The sequence below is a fragment of the Paractinoplanes tereljensis genome (assembly GCF_016862435.1).
In the GTDB taxonomy this organism is placed as follows: domain Bacteria; phylum Actinomycetota; class Actinomycetes; order Mycobacteriales; family Micromonosporaceae; genus Actinoplanes; species Actinoplanes tereljensis.
In genome coordinates this window covers 29,315-46,879 of sequence record NZ_BOMY01000035.1, presented here as the reverse complement: position 1 = coordinate 46,879, position 17,565 = coordinate 29,315, and the positions used below count along the sequence as shown (strand labels likewise).

General features: G+C 67.1%; 15 protein-coding genes. 8 read left to right on the top strand and 7 right to left on the bottom strand.

Going from position 1 to position 17,565, the window contains the following annotated elements; translation table 11 throughout:
- Window positions 1–45: 45 nt before the first annotated feature.
- Window positions 46–2,316, bottom strand: a complete 2,271-nt coding sequence (locus Ate02nite_RS27310; protein WP_239147724.1) for a putative bifunctional diguanylate cyclase/phosphodiesterase — start codon at window positions 2,314–2,316, stop codon at window positions 46–48.
- A 72-nt stretch (window positions 2,317–2,388) separates the two neighbouring features.
- On the opposite strand from Ate02nite_RS27310, the gene Ate02nite_RS27305 reads away from it, so the two are divergent.
- Window positions 2,389–3,261, top strand: coding sequence for an aldo/keto reductase (locus Ate02nite_RS27305; protein WP_203810540.1), 873 nt, complete (start codon window positions 2,389–2,391; stop codon window positions 3,259–3,261).
- On the opposite strand, the gene Ate02nite_RS27300 is transcribed toward Ate02nite_RS27305, so the two are convergent.
- The gene (locus Ate02nite_RS27300; RefSeq protein WP_239147723.1) at window positions 3,209–4,057 is read right to left on the bottom strand and encodes a DeoR/GlpR family DNA-binding transcription regulator; all 849 of its coding nucleotides are present in this window, start codon (window positions 4,055–4,057) and stop codon (window positions 3,209–3,211) included. The genes Ate02nite_RS27305 and Ate02nite_RS27300 overlap by 53 nt on opposite strands.
- Before the next feature lie 272 nt (window positions 4,058–4,329).
- Here Ate02nite_RS27300 and Ate02nite_RS27295 point away from each other — a divergent pair, with 272 nt between their 5' ends.
- The 6 genes from Ate02nite_RS27295 to Ate02nite_RS27270 all read left to right on the top strand — a co-directional run bounded on the left by Ate02nite_RS27295 (window position 4,330) and on the right by Ate02nite_RS27270 (window position 10,510).
- Complete coding sequence (locus Ate02nite_RS27295) at window positions 4,330–5,619, top strand: ABC transporter substrate-binding protein (RefSeq protein WP_239147722.1); 1,290 nt, start codon at window positions 4,330–4,332, stop codon at window positions 5,617–5,619.
- Window positions 5,620–5,705: 86 nt separating this feature from the next.
- Complete coding sequence (locus Ate02nite_RS27290; protein WP_203810538.1) at window positions 5,706–6,635, top strand: carbohydrate ABC transporter permease; 930 nt, start codon at window positions 5,706–5,708, stop codon at window positions 6,633–6,635.
- A gap of 5 nt (window positions 6,636–6,640) precedes the next feature.
- Window positions 6,641–7,486, top strand: coding sequence for a carbohydrate ABC transporter permease (locus Ate02nite_RS27285; RefSeq protein WP_203810536.1), 846 nt, complete (start codon window positions 6,641–6,643; stop codon window positions 7,484–7,486).
- 33 nt (window positions 7,487–7,519) lie between these two features.
- Entirely contained in the window at window positions 7,520–8,383 is an 864-nt protein-coding gene (locus Ate02nite_RS27280) for a ketose-bisphosphate aldolase (RefSeq protein ID WP_203810534.1), read from the top strand.
- Window position 8,384: 1 nt separating this feature from the next.
- The gene (locus Ate02nite_RS27275; RefSeq protein WP_203810532.1) at window positions 8,385–9,563 is read left to right on the top strand and encodes an ADP-dependent glucokinase/phosphofructokinase; all 1,179 of its coding nucleotides are present in this window, start codon (window positions 8,385–8,387) and stop codon (window positions 9,561–9,563) included.
- Window positions 9,560–10,510, top strand: a complete 951-nt coding sequence (locus Ate02nite_RS27270; RefSeq protein ID WP_203810530.1) for a class I mannose-6-phosphate isomerase — start codon at window positions 9,560–9,562, stop codon at window positions 10,508–10,510. The genes Ate02nite_RS27275 and Ate02nite_RS27270 overlap by 4 nt, the downstream gene beginning before the upstream one ends.
- Here the strand turns inward: Ate02nite_RS27270 and Ate02nite_RS27265 are convergent.
- Complete coding sequence (locus Ate02nite_RS27265; RefSeq protein ID WP_203810527.1) at window positions 10,494–12,266, bottom strand: hypothetical protein; 1,773 nt, start codon at window positions 12,264–12,266, stop codon at window positions 10,494–10,496. The two genes, Ate02nite_RS27270 and Ate02nite_RS27265, sit on opposite strands and share 17 nt — an antisense overlap.
- A gap of 60 nt (window positions 12,267–12,326) precedes the next feature.
- Window positions 12,327–12,806, bottom strand: a complete 480-nt coding sequence (locus Ate02nite_RS27260) for a PH domain-containing protein (RefSeq protein ID WP_203810525.1) — start codon at window positions 12,804–12,806, stop codon at window positions 12,327–12,329.
- Window positions 12,807–12,911: 105 nt separating this feature from the next.
- Between Ate02nite_RS27260 and Ate02nite_RS27255 the strand changes: the two genes are divergently transcribed.
- Window positions 12,912–13,499 (top strand): hypothetical protein, encoded by a 588-nt coding sequence (locus tag Ate02nite_RS27255; protein WP_203810523.1) that lies wholly within the window; start codon window positions 12,912–12,914, stop codon window positions 13,497–13,499.
- Between the two features lie 146 nt (window positions 13,500–13,645).
- On the opposite strand, the gene Ate02nite_RS27250 is transcribed toward Ate02nite_RS27255, so the two are convergent.
- The 3 genes from Ate02nite_RS27250 to Ate02nite_RS27240 form a co-directional block, all read right to left on the bottom strand.
- A complete protein-coding gene (locus Ate02nite_RS27250) occupies window positions 13,646–14,959 on the bottom strand; it encodes an MATE family efflux transporter (protein WP_203810521.1) in 1,314 nt (437 codons plus the stop codon).
- Window positions 14,960–15,064: 105 nt separating this feature from the next.
- On the bottom strand, window positions 15,065–15,544 hold the full coding sequence (locus Ate02nite_RS27245; protein ID WP_203810519.1) for an HIT family protein: 480 nt from the start codon (window positions 15,542–15,544) through the stop codon (window positions 15,065–15,067).
- Window positions 15,545–15,549: 5 nt separating this feature from the next.
- A complete protein-coding gene (locus tag Ate02nite_RS27240) occupies window positions 15,550–17,541 on the bottom strand; it encodes a M3 family metallopeptidase (protein WP_203810517.1) in 1,992 nt (663 codons plus the stop codon).
- Between the last annotated feature and the right edge of the window lie 24 nt (window positions 17,542–17,565).

The following is a 17,565-nucleotide window of genomic DNA, read 5'->3' as shown; positions in this document are numbered from 1 at the left end:
AGCGACCTTGGTTCTGTCTCGCGACTTTCGGGGCGGCAGCCCCGGCTAGCTCACGGGGGCGAAACGCTTGTGGACCAAGGCTGCTGTTTCCTGGGGTGGGAGTGGGCGGTGGAAGTAGAAGCCCTGGCCTACGGTGCAGCCCATGGCTATCAGGGCGGCCGCCTGGTCGGGGGTTTCGATGCCCTCGGCCACTACGTTCATTTTGAAAGCTTCGCCCAGGTGGACCACCGCCTCGCAGACTGAGCGGGCTTCTGGGTCGTCGGCTATGCCGGTTACGAACGAGCGGTCGATCTTCAGGACGGTTACCGGCAGGCGGCGTAGGTAGCTCAGGGCCGAATAACCGGTGCCGAAGTCGTCTACGGCCAGCTGGATTCCCAAGTTTCGCAGTGCCTCCAGGCGGCTGATGGTCAGCGGGTCTGGCTGCAGGATCACGCTTTCGGTGATTTCCAGGGTCAGCCGGTTGGGCGGGAAGCCGGTGTCGGCCAGGATTGTCTGCACGGTCTCGACCAGGTCGGCCTGGGCCACCTGCTTCGGTGACATGTTCACCGCCAGGCGCAGCGGGTCGGCCCCGGGGGTTTCGGCGCGCCAGGCGGCCGCCTCCTGGCACGCCCGGCGCAGCACCCAGGCGCCCAGCGGCACCACCGCGCCGGTCTCCTCGGCCAGGTCGATGAACTCGCCCGGGCCCAGCAGGCCGCGGGTCGGATGGTTCCAGCGGACCAGAGCCTCGACCGCCCGCAGGTCGCCGGTGGCCAGGGCCACCGCGGGCTGGAAGTACACCACCAGCTCGTCGTCGGCCACGGCGTGGCGCAGCTCGGCCTCGCGTGCCTTGGTGTCCATCACGTCCGAGTAGTACTCGAAGCGGCCGCGGCCGGCCCGCTTGGCCGCGTACAGGGCGGTGTCGGCCTGCTGCAACAGGGTCTCGCCGGAGGCGTCCGGATCGTCGCGGACCGCCACGCCGATGCTCGCCCCGACCATGAGCACGTGCTCGCCGAAGATCACCGGCATCCGCAGCGTCTCCAGCAGCCGGGTGGCGATCGCGCCGGCGGCCTCCCGGGAGGGCAGGCCCGGCATGAGTACGGCGAACTCGTCGCCGCCGAGGCGGCCGGCCAGGTCGCCGCCCCGGATCACGCTGCGCATGGCGTCGGCCGCGGCGACCAGTACGACGTCGCCGGCCTCGTGGCCGAAGGTGTCGTTGATGGGCTTGAACCGGTCCAGGTCAATGAGCAGGACCGCGGTGTGCCGGCCGGGGCGGACCGGCTGGCCGGCCAGCTGTTCCAGGCGTTCGGTGACCAGGATCCGGTTGGCCAGGCCGGTCAGCCCGTCGGTGACCGCCATCTCGCGGTTGTCCCGCAGGGCGTGCATCTGGCGGGCCATCACCAGCAGGGTCAGCACGGCCGAGCCGAGGATCATGCCGCCGTACGGGTCGAGCGGCAGGTGTGAGGACTGCTCGGCGAGCAGCAGGTAGGCGGCGACGCTGGCCGCGTACGGCAGAAGGAAGACCGCGTTGCGATCCCCGCGCCGCGGCGCGGGATGCCGCGGCCGGCGGTACTGCTGATCGGCCGCCAGGACCAGCAGGAAGCAGCCGGCCAGCCACAGCAGGTCCGGCCAGGAGCCGCCGGTGTAGCCGCCGTGCAACTGGATCCAGCTGTACGAGACGTCGGCCGTCACGGTCAGCGCGATCGAGCCGGCCAGCAGCCGCACCGGGCCCGGCACCTCCGGCTGGTGCCGCCGGAGCATGGCAGTCGACATGGCCAGCACCAGCAGCAGGTCGCCGATCGGCAGCGCGGCGGTGAACCCCCGCTGCCACATGGTGAGTCCCGGCGCGTGCAGGATCGGGCCGAGCAGCAGGTACCAGATCGCCATGAACCCGCCGGCCCCGACGATCAGCGCGTCCAGCGCCAGCCGCTGCCGGTCGCGGCGGCGCCGGTGCTGGCCGGGCAGCATCAGCAGCCCGGCGAACATGAACGGGGAGAACAGCAGGAAACAGTAGTCGGCGGCGGACGGGTAGCCGGTGGTGTGCAGGAAGTGGGACTGCGCGAACCAGGCGCAGTGGGCGGCCAACTGCCAGCCGAACGCGACGGTGATCACCTGCCAGGCCCGCCGGGTCCGCGGTTCCTGCCGTTTCGAGACCGCCACCCGGCCGGCCAGCACGGTGAACATCAGCGCCTGCGGCACGTACGAGGCGTCGGTTACCAGCGTGGCGACCTCCGGGCCACCCCATCCGCCGAAGAACCAGGCCTGCTGGACCACCAACAGAACAGCGCAGACGAGTACGCAGATGGCGCTCGTCCGACCGGTCCGGATCCAGGTCAGCATCACTGATCTCTTCGACGGCCCGGGTGCCCGGCTGAGGCGGGACCGGGTGCCCGGCTGAGGCAGGATGGGGGCATGAAGATCGGGCTTGGGCTGGCGGCGGTGGGGCGGCCGGGCTATATCAACCTCGGGCGGGCGGCGGACCTGCCGGCTGAGCGATCGGTCGAGGTGATGCGGAGCCGGGCTCATGAACTGCTCGATCAGGCGTACGCCGGCGGGGTCAGATATTTTGATGTTGCCCGGTCTTATGGTCTTGCCGAGGAATTCCTCGGCCAGTGGCTGTGGGGGCGGCCCGAGGTCGATGACGTCACGGTCGGCAGCAAGTGGGGCTACACCTATACCGCCGGGTGGCGGATCGACGCCGACGTGCACGAGGTCAAGGACCACAGCGTGGCCACCTTCGAACGGCAGCTCGGGGAGACCCGGGAGCAGCTGGGGGACCGGCTCGGCATTTATCAGATTCACTCGGTGACGCCGGACAGCCCGGCGTTGCACGACGTCGAGCTGCACGCCCGGCTCGCCGATCTGGCGGCGCAAGGCGTCGTGATCGGGCTGTCCACCAGCGGTCCGGAGCAGGCCGCGGCGATTCGGGCCGCGCTGAAGGTAAAACTGTTTCGCAGCGTGCAGGCCACCTGGAACCTGCTGGAACCCAGCGCGGGGCCGGCCCTGGCCGAGGCGCACGACGCGGGGTGCGTGGTCATCGTGAAGGAGGCGCTGGCCAACGGGCGGCTGGCGGTAGGGGAGCACGCGCCGGGGGATGCCGCCGCGCTCGCGGCGGTGCTGGCTCAGCCGTGGGCGACCGTGGTGCTGTCGGGGGCCGCGACCGGGGAACAGCTGGCCTCGAACCTGCGGGCCCGCGAGCTCGACGCCGACCCGGTGCGGTGGAGGTACCTGGCTATGCCGGCTGCCGCTTACTGGCAGGAGCGGTCGCGGCTGCCGTGGGGATGAGCAGTTCCACGCCGTTCGCCTCCAGGGCCTCGCGCAGGTCGGGCGGCGGGGCGCTGTCGGTGATCAGGTAGTCGGCGGCGGCCAGCTCGGAGACCTGGGCGAACAGCCGGCGGCCGAACTTCGACGCGTCGGCCAGGATGGCCACCCGGGCGGCGCGCGAGATCATTTCCTGCATCATCGCGGCCTCGGCCAGGTTGCTTGTCGTGTAGCCGGCGTCGGCCGAGACCGCGCCGACGCCGATCAGCGCCAGGTCGCAGCTGATGTCCAGGTCGGCGCCGGTGTTGGCGCGGAAGCTGACCGGGCCGACGGTGGCCAGGGTCAGAGCGCGCACCGCGCCGCCGAAGATGTAGATGTCGCGGACCGCCGTGGGCGGCAGCGCGCCGGGGACCAGCAGGTTGTTGGTGGCCACCGTCAGATCGCGGTGCTGGCCCAGGTTGCGGGCCAGGGCGAGGGTGGTGGTGCCACCGTTGATCATGATGGTGGAGCCGTCCTGGACCAGGGCCGCGGCCAGCGCCGCGATCTTCTCCTTCTCCTGCTCCTGGACGCTGAGCCGCTGGTCGACCGCGCGGTCGGTGCGGGAGACGGTGGACAGGCTCACCGCACCGCCGTACGTGCGCACGAGGCTGCCCTCGGCGGCCAGCTGATCCAGGTCGCGGCGGACCGTGTCGATCGAGACGCCGAAGCGTTCGGCCAGCTCACCGACGGTGACCTGGCCGGTTTCGGCGACGTATGCGGCCAGCTGAGCCTTGCGCCCGGCCGGCAGGTGGCGCTGCCGTTCGTTGCTGTCGACGCTCACTGATTCCCCCTTGTCAGTGCGGCAGTATGCCACAAATGCGTGTCCACTCTGCACGCTGATGCGCAGAGCCGCGAAGAGCCGCAAGGGCGTGCATGCCTACCTGAACAGCCAATTGTGCTGTTGCCAGGCAGAGTATGGGATGCCCAGGCGCAACAGTATGCCGTACTCCGCAGTTTTTTGCTGTTCTTCCCTTGTCTTCATCTGTAACACGCTGCTAACGTGGCGCCAACACGGCAGAGAACAGAAAGACTTCGATATAGAAGGAGCCCGCCATGGCGGTTCGTTCGACCCGGTTGAAGCGAGTAATAGGTGCGGTGACGGCGGCGACGCTCGTCGCGTTCGTGGCCGCGTGCGGCGGGGGCGACTCCGACGACTCCAGCGCCGGCGGCGACGTCACGCTCGAGTTCGCCCAGTGGTGGGGGGCCGAGCTTCCGGCCGGGGAGCTGGACAAGATCGTTAACGACTTCACGACGCAAAACCCGAACATCAAGATCAAGCTCATCAGCGCGCCGTACGCTTCGACAAAGCAGCAACTGGTTACCGGGGCCGCCTCGAAGACCCTGCCCGACGTGGTGGGTCTCGACGGCGCCTGGGTCAACGACTTCGCCAAGCAGGGCGCGATCGCGGACATGTCGAAGCTGATGACCGACGCGAATTATGACTCCAGCCAGCTGGCCAGCCAGATCCAGCTCGAGGGCAAGACGTACATGATCCCGGTGGTCAACTTCGTCTACCCGCTGTTCGTCAACAAGGACCTGCTGACCAAGGCCGGCGTGGCCAAGACGCCGAGCACGCGCACCGAGTTCCTCGACGCGGCCAAGAAGATCACCGCGACCGGCAGCGACGTGAAGGGCTGGGCGCTCCCGCTCGACACGGCCGTCCCCAACGGCATCCAGAACGACGTCATGTCCTGGCTCTGGGCCTCCGGCGGCAGCATGCTGGCCGACGGCAAGCCGGCCCTGCAGACCGCCGCGGTCAAGAGCACGGTGGAGTACGTCAAGAGCCTCAATGACGCCGGCGTCATCGCCCCCGGCTCCCTCACCATGAAGGAGCAGGACAAGGTCGAGAAGTTCACGCAGGGACAGGTCGGCATGATGATCGACTCCCTGGCGCACGTCACCCTGATCAAGAAGAACAAGCCGGACCTCAAGTTCGAGATCGCGGCCATCCCGGCCGAGGACAGCTACACCGGCAAGCGCGGTATCCCGTACGCGTCCTGGGGTGTCGGCATCTCCAACTCGACCAAGCACAAGGCCGAGGCGTTCAAGTTCGTCTCCTACCTGATGAGCCAGGAGACCAACGCGAAGCTCGCCACCCTGGCCAACGGCTTCACCGGTAACAAGAACGCCGAGCCCGACTTCAGCAACAGCGACCCGCTGTTCAAGGAGGCGTTCGAGATCTACAAGCAGAGCACGCCGGCCAACGAGTTCGTCGGCCTGCCCAAGTCCGAGGACCTGATGCGCAGCTTCGACGAGCAGCTGCAACTCGTGCTGACCGGCAAGACGAGCGTCGACGACGCCCTCGCCAAGTCGCAGGAGTCCTGGGCGTCAGTGATCGGTTAGCAGCCCGGGTGCCGCGCTGGTCCCCCTCTTGCCGCAGTTCTGGTTTTGACAAGGGGCCGGTGCGGCGCCCGACCTAGGAGACAGTGATGACTTTGCTCGCCTCGAAGGCCGCCCCGCCGGTCGAGCAGGCGGCGCCGGCGCGGAAGACGCTGGCCCGGCGCCTGGTCCCGTACGGCTATCTGTCCCCGACGATCGTGCTGATCGTGGTCCTGATGGTGGTCCCCATCGTCATGGTGATCAGCTACTCGTTCCGGGACAACGTGATCGTCCAGGAGAACTCGGTGTTCGCCGGGTTCGCCAATTACACCAAGGTGCTCACCGACCCGGACTTCCTGGTCGCGATGAAGAACACGGCCATCTTCATCACCGTCAGCATGGTGGCCCACCTGGTTCTCGGCCTGGCGTTCGCGATGATGCTGAACACCCAGCTGCTGAGCGGGGTCACCAAGGCCATCTTCCGGATCGTCTACATCCTCCCGTGGCTGTTCACGATCGCGGTCATCGCGGTCATCTGGCGGCTGCTGCTCGACCCCTCCGGCGTCATCAACTACGTGCTGCACTCGCTGGGCCTGATCAACCAGAGCGTGAACTGGCTCGGTGACCCGGGGATGGCGCTCTGGGCGGTCACCTTCATCAACATCTGGTCGGGTTACCCGTTCTTCATGATCAGCCTGCTGGCCGGCCTGCAGGGCATCCCCAACGACCTGTACGAAGCGGCCGCCGTGGACGGGACCAACTGGTTCCAGCGGTTCGTGCACGTGACGCTGCCGCAGCTGCGCCCGGTGATCATCAGCATGGCGGTGCTCGACCTGATCTGGACGTCCCAGCAGTTCGCGCTGATCTGGATGACGACCGGCGGTGGCCCGCTGAACACCACCGAGATGCTCAGCACCTATACCTACAAACAGGCCTTCAGCGAGTACGAGTTCTCCACCGCGTCCGCCGCGGCCGTGATCGTGCTGCTGCTGACGATGGTCCTGGCCTTCTTCTACGTCCGTCAGCAAAGGGAGCGGTGATCGCCGTGGCCATCGCCATCAAGACCAAGCGCACCTTCGCGAAGGCCGGGGTCATCACCGGGCTGATCATCGGCGGGCTGTTCGCCGGCCTGCCGGTGCTGTGGATGCTGTCCACCTCGTTCAAGAGCAACGGCGAAGTCTTCCAGAACCCGCCGAAGCTGATCACCCAGACGTTCTCGCTGGACGCGTACACCGAGATCCTCGGCAACGGGACCCAGCTGCGGTACTTCCTGAACAGTTACATCGTCGCGATCGCGGTCACGCTGCTGACGCTGCTGGTGGCGCTGCTGGCCGGTTATGCGTTCAGCCGCTTCAACTTCCCGTTCCAGAAGACCATCAACGCGGTGATCGTCAGTGTGCAGGCCGTGCCGCCGATCACCCTGGTCATTCCGTACTTCGGGCTCGTCGTCGCGCTCGGTCTGTACAACACCTATCCCGGTCTGATTCTCACGCACATGGTGTTCACGCTCCCGTACGCGATCATCATGATCACCGCGTACCTGAACACCCTTCCTAAAGAGCTGGACGAGTCCGTCAAGGTGGACGGCGGCACCGGCTGGACCGCACTGTGGCGGATCCTCGTGCCGATCTCCGTACCGGGCCTGATCGCGGTCGGGGTCTACACGTTCATGATCTCGTGGAACGAATACCTGTTCGCTCTCACCCTGACCCGCACCGACGACATGCGCACGGTGCCGATCGGCATTCAGATGCTGATGGGTCAGCACTCGTACGAGTGGAACCAAATGATGGCGATGAGCATCCTCGGCTCCATTCCCGTACTCGTCCTCTTCCTTTTGTTCCAGAAGCGGTTCATCGGCGGGCTCACCGCCGGTGCCGTGAAGGCCTGACGGCCAACCCCCTCGCGAAGGAGAAACACCGAAATGCTGACGACCGGCAAGGCGATCCTGGATGTCGCCAATGAGCACAGCTTCGCCGTGCCCGCCTTCAACATCAGCGACTGGGCGATGTTCAAGGGAGTTGTGGAGATCAGTGAACAGATGAACGCACCGCTGATCGTCGCGATCCACCCGGACGAGGTCGGGCACATCGGCGCCGCCATGGTCCAGGGGATCATCGCGCGGGCGCACAGTGCCAGCATCCCGATCGCGATCCACTGGGACCACGGCGCCACCTACGAGCAGATGCTCGAGGCGTTCCAGTTCGGCTTCACCTCGGTGATGATCGACGGTTCGCTCAAGCCGTTCGAGGAGAACCTCGCGATCACCAAGAAGGTCACCGACTCCGCGCACGTGCTCGGCGTGTCGGTGGAGGGCGAGCTCGGCACCATCGGCGGCAACGACAGCTACGCCGAGGCCGGCGCGGCCGAGATCATCTACACCGACCCGGACGACGCGGTCACCTTCGTCGAGCAGACCGGCGTGGACTCGCTCGCCATCGCGATCGGCACGTTCCACGGCTTCTACCCGTCGCACCTCAAGCCGGAGCTGAAGCTGGACCTGCTCAAGGAGATCAAGAGCCGGGTGGGTATCCCGCTGGTGCTGCACGGCGGCTCCGGCAACCCGGACGACGAGATCCGGGAGGCCGCGCGGACCGGCATCAACAAGATCAACATCTCGACGGACATCAAGGTCGCCTACCACGACAAGATGCGCGAGGTGCTCGGCGTCGACTCGAAGCTGCGCGAGCCCAACGCCATCCAGCCGGCCTGCATCGACGCTCTGAAGGTCGTCGCGGCGCAGAAGATCGAGCTGTTCGGCGCCGAGGGCAAGGGTTCCCTGTTCTGAGATGACTGACGCGTCCCGTGTAGTCCTGGGCCTTGGCGGCTGTGTCGACTACGAACTGAAGCTGACCGCTGGTGTCTTGCAGCAGCTGATCGTCGAGTACGGCATCGTCGCCGCGGAACTGACGTCGCCGGCCGACGTGGCCGGCGAGCGGGACCTGGTCGTGTCGATCCTGGGATATGTGGCCCGGGGTGGGGGTGGCGAGCACTTCGTCGCCTCCGCCCCGGCGCTTTCCACTTTCGCGGATCGCTTCCCGCATCGGCAGACCCTCGGTGGCACGTCGGTGCGGGCCGGGATCCTGATGAGCCGGCTCGGGGTGCCGTCGACGCTGCACCTGGTCAGCGTGAACGACACGTTCCGCCGGTTGCTGCCATTCGACAGCGAATACATCAACAGCGGTACGGCGGACACCTTCTATCCGCACCTGATCGTTCAGTACGACGCTGGTCTGTGGATTCGGGCGAACGACATCGACATCAATGCGCCGTTCCCGAACCGCCTGATCTATGTGAACGACCCGGCAAATGCCGATATGTTCCTCACTGAGAATCTTGGCGACCGGCTAGGCGTTGCTGATGTATTCCTTATATCCGGATTTAACGCGATGCGGGATGTCGGCGAGCTCGATGATCGGCTCGCCGTGTTGAAAGATCACATGCGGCAGCTCCCGCCGAACGCGGTTACCTACTTCGAGGATGCGGCCTATCACGAGCCGGCCTTCAGCCGCCGGGTCCGAGAAGCATTGATCAACAACATCGACGTGTACGGGCTGAACGAGGACGAGCTGCAGTCCTACTTGAAGCGGACGGTGGACCTGCTCGACCCCGAGGACGTCACGACCGCGCTCGCCGAGGTGCACAAACTGATTCCGGTGCCGACACTGGTACTGCACACCAAATACTGGGCCCTGGCCTCCGGTTCGGGGGATTACGCCGACGCCCTCGACACCGGGACGGTCATGGCCGCCACCCGCTACAGCCACGGCGACGACTTCACCGACGCGGACGTCGAGCGCCTGCGCCGGCAGCCGCGGCGTCCTGAGTCCGTCGCGTTCGCCTCTCGGATGAACGCGACGGTCGTGCCTGGCTTTGTGCTCGATGTCGAGAACCCCACCACCGTCGGGCTCGGCGATACGTTCGTCGGCGGATTTCTCGCCGAGCTGGCCTTGAAAGGACGCGGATGACTGTCGAGGTCTTGTCAGCGAATCAGCCCGAGACGTTCTACCGGGGCGAGGGGCGGATCGCCGAGTTCCGCAACGTGCCCGCGCTGGCGGATCGGCCCGAGGACTGGGTCGGGTCGGTGACCAGCCGGTTCGACCTTGCGCCGTCCGGACTGTCCACGCTGGCCGACGGGCGGGTGCTGGCCGAGGCGATCGCGGCCGACTCGCGCTGGTGGCTGGGCCCGGACCGGGCCGACACCGGGGTGCTGGTCAAGTTGCTCGATGCCGGTCAGCGCCTTCCGTTGCACGTACACCCGGACCGCAGTTTCGCCACCGCGCACCTGGCCTCGCCGTACGGGAAGACCGAAGCCTGGGTGATCGTTTCCGCGCGCTCCGACGCGTACGTCCATCTGGGTTTTGCTCGTGATGTTGATCTTGAAGAGCTGGCCGGCTGGGTCGACGGGCAGAAGAACGACGAGATGCTCGCGGCCACCAACCGGATCCCGGTCGCGGCCGGCGATGCGATCCTCTGCCCGGCCGGCGTGCCGCACGCGATCGGCGACGGGATTCTGCTGGTCGAGATCCAGGAGCCGACCGATTTCTCGGTGCTGCTGGAGTACGAGGGTTTCGGGCTGACCGACGGTCACCTCGGCCTCGGCTACGACCTGGCCCTGCAGTGCGTGGATCGGGGCGGCTGGTCGCCGTCCCGCCTCGACGCTCTTCGCGGCTCGTCGTCGGGGCTGCTGCCGGCCGCGGCGGACGAGTTCTTCGCCGCCCGCCGCCTGCGCGGCGGCGACCGGATCGAGCAGGGCTTCAGCGTCGTGGTTGCGGTGGCCGGGGAGGGCACGCTGACCGGCGAGAACGACAATCTTGCGGTACGGCGGGGGGACACGCTGCTCGTTCCCTACGCGGCCGGGCCGCTGCGTCTGGACGGTCCGGTCGAGGCGATCCGGCTCAGCGGGGTGGCGTAGACAGGCTGATCCGGTAGCGAGCGTCGCCGGCCGCCTTCGGCACGTCGACCTGGTCGAGCAGCGGCAGCGACCAGGCGATCGTGCCGATCAGGTCGTTGCCGATCAGGTCGAACTCGAACAGCTCGACGGTCACCTTGTCGCCGAGCGGCAGCAACTTGTCGAACGAGAGCGCCGGGAACGCGCGGGTGTCGCCCTTGGAGAACAGCAGGATGTCGGTGTCCAGCTTCTTGTCGCCGCTGCGCAGCCGGACGAACACCTCGTCGTTGGTGTAATCCTCGAGGGCGTCGACGGTCACACTGATCTGGATGGTGCGTTTGCGCAGCTCAGTTTCCATCGCGCCGACTTCGTCCGGGTCCTTCGCGTCCCGGTAGAGCGCGAGCAGCGCCGAGGTCGCCATCTTCGGATAGTCGACGGCTGACCCGCGGAGCGCCTCGTCGCGGTCGACGACGGTGTGCGCGTCCTTGCCGAAGACGCGCGCCCACTCCTCGTGGAACGACTGCTGCTTGCTGGCCGGGCCGTACATCTCCATCTTCCACTGCGCGCTGCGGTCGCCCTTGTCGCCGCCGGAGTTCTCCAAGGTCACCCGGTCCTGGCCGGGAGCGAGAATGACGGCGGCGTAGTGGTACTCGAACTCGTTGGCCGGCGCGGCACCGGCCCGGTGGATGCTGTAGGCCTCGCCCACCCCCGGCATCGCCGACTCGTCCAGGCCCAGCTTGGCCGCGGCCGCGTTGGCCAGCGGCGAGTGCTTGAGCTTCTCCTTCTCCTCGGCCGACAGCTCGGCGAAGTCGGTCTTGGCCTTGTCGATGACGATCCGCTGGTCGGCCGCGGTCAGGGTGGCATAGTCCGGGGTCTCGTTGATCCGCTTCTGCACGAACATCGTCTCGGCGATCGTGTTACGCGGATCGGTCGGCTTGACCAGGGATTTCGGCCCGTCGAACTGGACGCTCGCGGCCGGGTTCTGGGCGAGGCCCATCACCTCGAGGGCGGCCCGGCGGCAGTCGGACGGCAACGTCTGCTTCTCGCCCCCGCCGCCGTTGGCGATCTCCACCTTCATCAGCGACAGCGACTTGCGGCCGGTCTTGTCGGGCGCGTCGACGGTGCGCTGATCGGAGCCGTCCGGGCTGAGCTTGACGCCCGACTTCTGCCCGCTGAGCTTGGCGGCCGCCTCGTTGATCAGCTGCGGCGTCGCGTAGAGCTGATGCGGACGGTAGGACCAGGCCTCACCGGTGTCGGCAAGCTTGGCGAACAGGCCACCCGGGTTGACGCCCTGGTATTTGGCGTCCCCGTTGGTGAGCGTGTAGTTGTGCCGCTCGGCCGGCACCCGCTCGCCGCCCGCGCCGAGCAGTTCCCCGGCCGACCGGCCCGCGGCCACCGCGTCGGCCACCGCCCCCGCATGCCCCTCGGCGCCGAGCCCGGCGTCGGACGTCCGTCCGGAGTGCTGCATGACGTGCGCGGCCTCGTGCGCGGCGACGTGCAGATCGGGCTTGGGCTCGGCGAAGTGCGTGACCCCGGCCTCGGTGAACGCCGGCACGCCGGCCTCGGCACAGCCCTGCGGGTCGACCACGCTGCGCAGCGGAACGCTCTGCCCGAATGCCGAGTTGATCGCCCCCGCATGCGGATAGCCGTCATTGAGCAGCCGCCCAACGGCCTGGTTTCCACCGAACTGCAACATCAGCTGTACGCGCGAGGGTGCCACCGCGGTTGTCGCGGACTCCTGGTCCAGCGCTTCTCGCGAGTCCCAGCTACGAGTGGCCACGATCCAACCCTGGCACACCACCCGGCTTCGGGAACTCCACCGTCCGCATGACTGCGCTGTTCAGTTGCCGTGTGCTCGCATCTCGTCGGCCAGCGAATCGAGCAGGGTGTAGTAACGAGATCCGCCCAGCCGGGTGCCGCCGTCGTTGAGCGCGCTCCCGAAGACCCCAGCCGCGTGCTGGACCGGGGTGCGCACCATGCGGTCGTCGACCAACACGATCCACAATCGTTCCCGGACCAGGAAATCCGGCGCCGTCCGAAACCGACTGACCTGCGACCACGGGACGGTCCGGGTGCGAAGCAGCCACCGCGCTCGAACTCCGGCATCACTCACCAGCAGGGCGGTGCGGTGCAACCGCCAGGCCACCGTGAGCCACACACCGAGAAAACCACCGACGCCGGCGGCCCGCAGCACCGTCCCCGACCGCCAGTGCGTGGCGATCAGGGCAACGACCACCACGGCAAAAACGGTCCCGGCCCCCGCGATGAATCCGGTGAAGACGCGGGAGGCATCCGAATAGGGCCGTCGCCAGGCGAACACGAGCCGATCGTCGCACGCCCGCCCCGATGTTAGGGTGCCCTGCGGCGCTTCGATCCAGGCGCCGCAACGGGGATGCCGTCGTGGATCGGCCATGGGGTGAGGGCAGTGGCTCTGATTGACCTGGACCTGCCCGAGCGTCTCCCGCCGGTTTCCGGTGACGCACCCGGACGCGCACGTCGGTGGATTATGGGCGTGATTCTTCTCGTCGTGGGCGGCCTGGTCGGTGGTCTGGTGACGCATCGGTGGCAGGCGCATACGTCGCGGGAAGCTGACGCCTCGGTGATATCGGTCGTTGCCCTGACAGATTTCGGCGATCGGCCGGGCCTGGTGCAGTCGTCCGCCGGCGTGGGGAGCGAAACGACCGCTGTTTCCCTGAACGCGCATGTGACGATCGTCAACGCGGGGCCGATGGCGTTGGACGTGCTCGGATTTGCCGTCGATCAGCCGGGCATGGTGCTCCTCGGTTACACCGCGGGGCGGGTCGGGCCGGCGGCAACAATGGCGGTTCAGCTCGCATTTCAGATCGAATGTGCCGTCAGTCGCGGTCTGCTCGCGGTGCCGGCCTCACTTTCCGTGGAAACCGTTGCGGGGGACCGTCGCCAAATAACCGTGACGATCGGCGGAAATCCATGGGTGCGGCAGGTTCAGGCGGCCTGCGCCAGCCTCGCGCAGAGGCCGGGGAAAACGAGCTGACGACAACGTGATATTCGCGTCAATCGGTGGTAGGTCCGTGGTGCTTGTAGCGGGTGCCGCGGCGGAGGCGAAGATGGGCCGGTGCGGGCAGCGGCGGGACCTGGTCGCGCACATGCGTGGCGTTGGCCGGTCGGAATGTCCCACTGTTACCGAGTGCGATTGATCAAATATCGGGCGCTCTGCCAGCACGTCAGGAAGCCGACGACGTTGCTGATCGCGAGCAGTCTCGTCAGGGTGTCGCTGCCGACCGGCTGAGGAAGCAGAAACGCGACCGCCAACAGCACTGCGAAATAGACAGCGTTGAGCAGGAGCGCGGTCCGCGCCCGGCCCACCTGTTCCAGGTAGGTCAGCACGGCCAGGGTCCCGCCGAAGACCGCGAACGTGGGTCCCATCCATCGGAAATAGCCGGCGGTCGTCCGCGCCACGTTCGTGTCCACGGCGAGCAACCGGCTCAGGGGATCGCGCAACGCGAAGGCCAGGATGCCGATCGCCGCGTAGGCCGGGAGGGAGATTCGGACGACGGCGCTCAGCCCGGCCCCGTCGATCGGCTGCCGCACCTCGCCCTGTCGCAGATTCGCGACGATTGCCGTGCCGGAACCGACGGCGATCGCCACCACCATGAAGAAGGAACTCGCACCCTGCCCCAGGTTGAATCCGGCGATGTCCGCGCTGGTGGCGTTGCGGAGCACTCGCAGGTAACCGAAGTTCACCGAGGACAGCATCAGGAAAGTGATCGCCACCGGCGCTCCGAACATCCACAGTTCCGCCGCTGCGTGCCGCCGGAACCAGGAACCGGCGGCCGTGTTCCCGCGCAGCTGCCACCATGACGCGGCGCCGGCGACCACACCGGCTACCAGCGTGCTGCCCGGCACCGCGAGCATGCCCAGGTCCGTCCAGATTCGCAGCACCACCATGGCACCGATGGACAGGAGTGTGAATCCGACCGACAGGACTGATGAGGCAACCGTGCGCCCCATGCCTCGCAGCACCGCACCCCCGGCCAGCGGCACCAGACTCACGACCGTAGCCAGACAGACCGCGACCACAAAGACCAGCACCGCCCCGCGGTCAGCCGGATCGACCTCCAGCGCGTTCATGATCGGGGCCGCGGCGGCGGCGAACACCCCGGCGGTGAGGATCAACGCACCGCCGCCCAGCACCAGGAAGGTCGGCAGCGGCCGGAGGGTGTCGCGCCGCCCCGAGCGCGTCGCGATTCCCGCCGACACCTGCGCGGCGACCACGAGCCCTTCAGTGACGGCCAGGACCAGAAATCCGATCGGGGTATAGATCGCACGCACGTAGAGCGCCTCTTCGCCCAGCCGGCCCAGGAAGGCCAGGGTGAAGACCTGCAGCACCAGGCCGGCCAGCAGCCCCACCAGAATGGACGCGGAAAAGCGGATCGCCGGGGCGACAAACGAGGTCTTCCCGGCGCCGTCGATTCCCCGGTAGGGCAACGTCATCCTCGTACCATTCGGCCTGACACGGTGTGAGAGTCAAGCCTGATTTGGGCGAGGTTTGGACTGCCATCGCCTCACCGCGGTTGAGGAGTGGGTGATGGCGTCTGGTCAGCGGGGTGGGGCTGACTTGAAGTAGTTGCGGAGTTTGTCGGCGTAGGGGCGGCGCTGGTCGGCGGTTACGAAGTTGGGGTAGGGGCGGGTGGTGTAGAGGTTGTCGCCGGCGCGGCGGGGGAAGACGTGCACGTGGTAGTGCCAGGCGTCCTGGTTTCCGGCCGGCTCGTTGTGTTGCCGTACTGAGGTTCCGTCGCATTCGTAGGTCTGGCGGATGGCGATCGCGATGTCGCGCACCAGGTCGTGGACCGCGTGACCGTAGTGGGCCGGCAGGTCGTAAAGGTTTTCGTGGTGAGCGTTTGGGACTACCAGCACGTGGCCGTGGTTGTTCGGCCACCAGCGTGGGGAGATGAACGCGGTGGCCAACTCGTCGCGTCGCACGATGTCGTGCTGGGTGTTGATTCGCTGTTCGTCCTCGTCGCCGGCTACTAGCCGGCAGAAGGGACATTGGTAGCCGTCTGGCTCGTGGTTGAACATGACCGTCAGGCGAAGCCGCGGGAGCGCATCAAGGCCTCGGTGTCTACGTCTCGGCCGCGGAAACTGCGGAACGCCTCGTCGGGGGCGACGGCGTTGCCTACCGCGAGGATGTCGTCGAGGAAGGCCTTGGCGGTGGCTGGATCCCAGACGCCGTTCTTTTCGAACAGCTCCCACGCGTCGGCGGTCAGGGCGTCGGCCCAGAGGTAGACGTAGTAGCCGGCCGCGTATCCGTCGCCCGCGAAGATATGCCCGAACTGGGTGGGGCGGTGGCGCATGACGATCTCTCGCGGCAGCGCGATCTCGGCCATGCAGCTCTTCTCGAAGGCGTCGGGATCGATCGTGCCGTCCGGTGTCGCGGCCAGGTGAATTTTCATGTCGTAGATCGCCGACGCCAGGAATTCGACCGTACCGAAGCCTTGGTTGAATTTGTCTGATTTTTGGATCTTGGCAAGCAGTTCGGCGGGGATCGGCTTGCCGGTGTCGACGTGCAGGGCGAATTGGTTGAGCAGTTCCGGGGTCGGGAACCAGTGCTCGTTGATCTGGCTGGGGAACTCGACGAAGTCGCGCTTGACCGCGGTGCCGGCCACGCCGGGGTAGGTGACGTTCGAGTTGAGGCCGTGCAGGGCGTGGCCGAACTCGTGGAACATGGTCACGGCGTCGTCCCACGAGATCAGGACGGGGCCGTAGCCGGACTTCACGAAGTTCGCGTTGTTGGAGACGATCGGGGTGATGTCGGCCCGGAAGCGTTCCTGGGTGCGGTATTCGTTCATCCACGCGCCGGAGCTCTTGCCGGTGCGGGCGTAAGGGTCGAAGTACCACAGGCCCACCCGCTCGCCGCCGCGCGTCACCTCGTAGACCGACATGTCCGGGTGATAGACGGGCAGACCGTCGAGTTTGGCGAATCGCAGGCCGTAGAGCCGCTCGGCGGCCCAGAACATGCCGTCGCGGACCCTGTCCAGCTGGAGGTAGTTCTTCACCTCGTTCTGATCGAGGTCGTACGTCGCCTTGCGCACCTTCTCCGAATAGAACCGGTGGTCCCAGGCCTCGATCGTGATGCCGGCGCCCTCCTTGTCGGCGATCGCCTGCATGTCGGCGATCTCCTCCTGGGCGCGTCGCAGGGCCGGGCCCCACAGCTTCATCATCAGGTCCATCGCGGCCTGCGGCGTCTTCGCCATGTTGTTCGCGACGGCCCAGTGGGCGTACGTCTCGAAGCCGAGCAGCCGGGCCCGCTGGGTGCGCAGCTGGAGGATCTCGCTGATCACGGCCTTGTTGTCGGTGGCGGTGCCGTTGTCGCCGCGCATGATCCACATGCGCCAGCCCTTTTCCCGCAGCTCGCGCTTGGCGGAGTAGGCCAGGAACGGCTCCATCGAGGAACGCGTGTTGGTGAAGACCCACTTGCCGTCGACCGCGGCCGCCGTACGCAGCGATTCGGGAAGGCCCTCGAGATCCGCCTCGGTCTCGATGGTGAGCCGGTAGTTCTCCTCGTCGGCAAGCTCGTTCTGGCTGAACCTGGTGTAGAGCGAGGCCAGCTTCTGATTGAGGTCCTTCAGCGTGGCCTGGTCGGCGTCGTTGAGCGCCGCGCCCTGCCGGGTGAAGTTCTGGTAGTAGTTCTCGACGAGGCGCTTCTGCTCCGGCGACAGACCGGCGGTGGCCCGGCCGTCATAGACCGCCCGGATCCGGGCGAAAAGCTGGGCGTTCTGAATGATGTCGTCGCCGAAGGCGGAGAGGACGGGCGACATCTCGGTCTGCAGGTCCTGCATCGCCTGGTCGTTCATCGCCGAGGTGAAGATCTCGAAGAAACGTCGCGCGCGGTCGAGGGCGCGGCCGCTGTCCTCCAGCGCGGCGATGGTGTTGGCGAAGGCCGGCGGCTCGGCCGAGCCGGCGATCTGGGCGATCTCGGCTCTATTGAGCTCCATGCCCTTGTCGAGCGCTGCCTTGATCGAGGTCGGGTTCACCTGGTCGAAGGCCGGGTAACCGCCATGCTCTCCAGTCCACACCCCGATGAGCCTATCCTCCGGGCC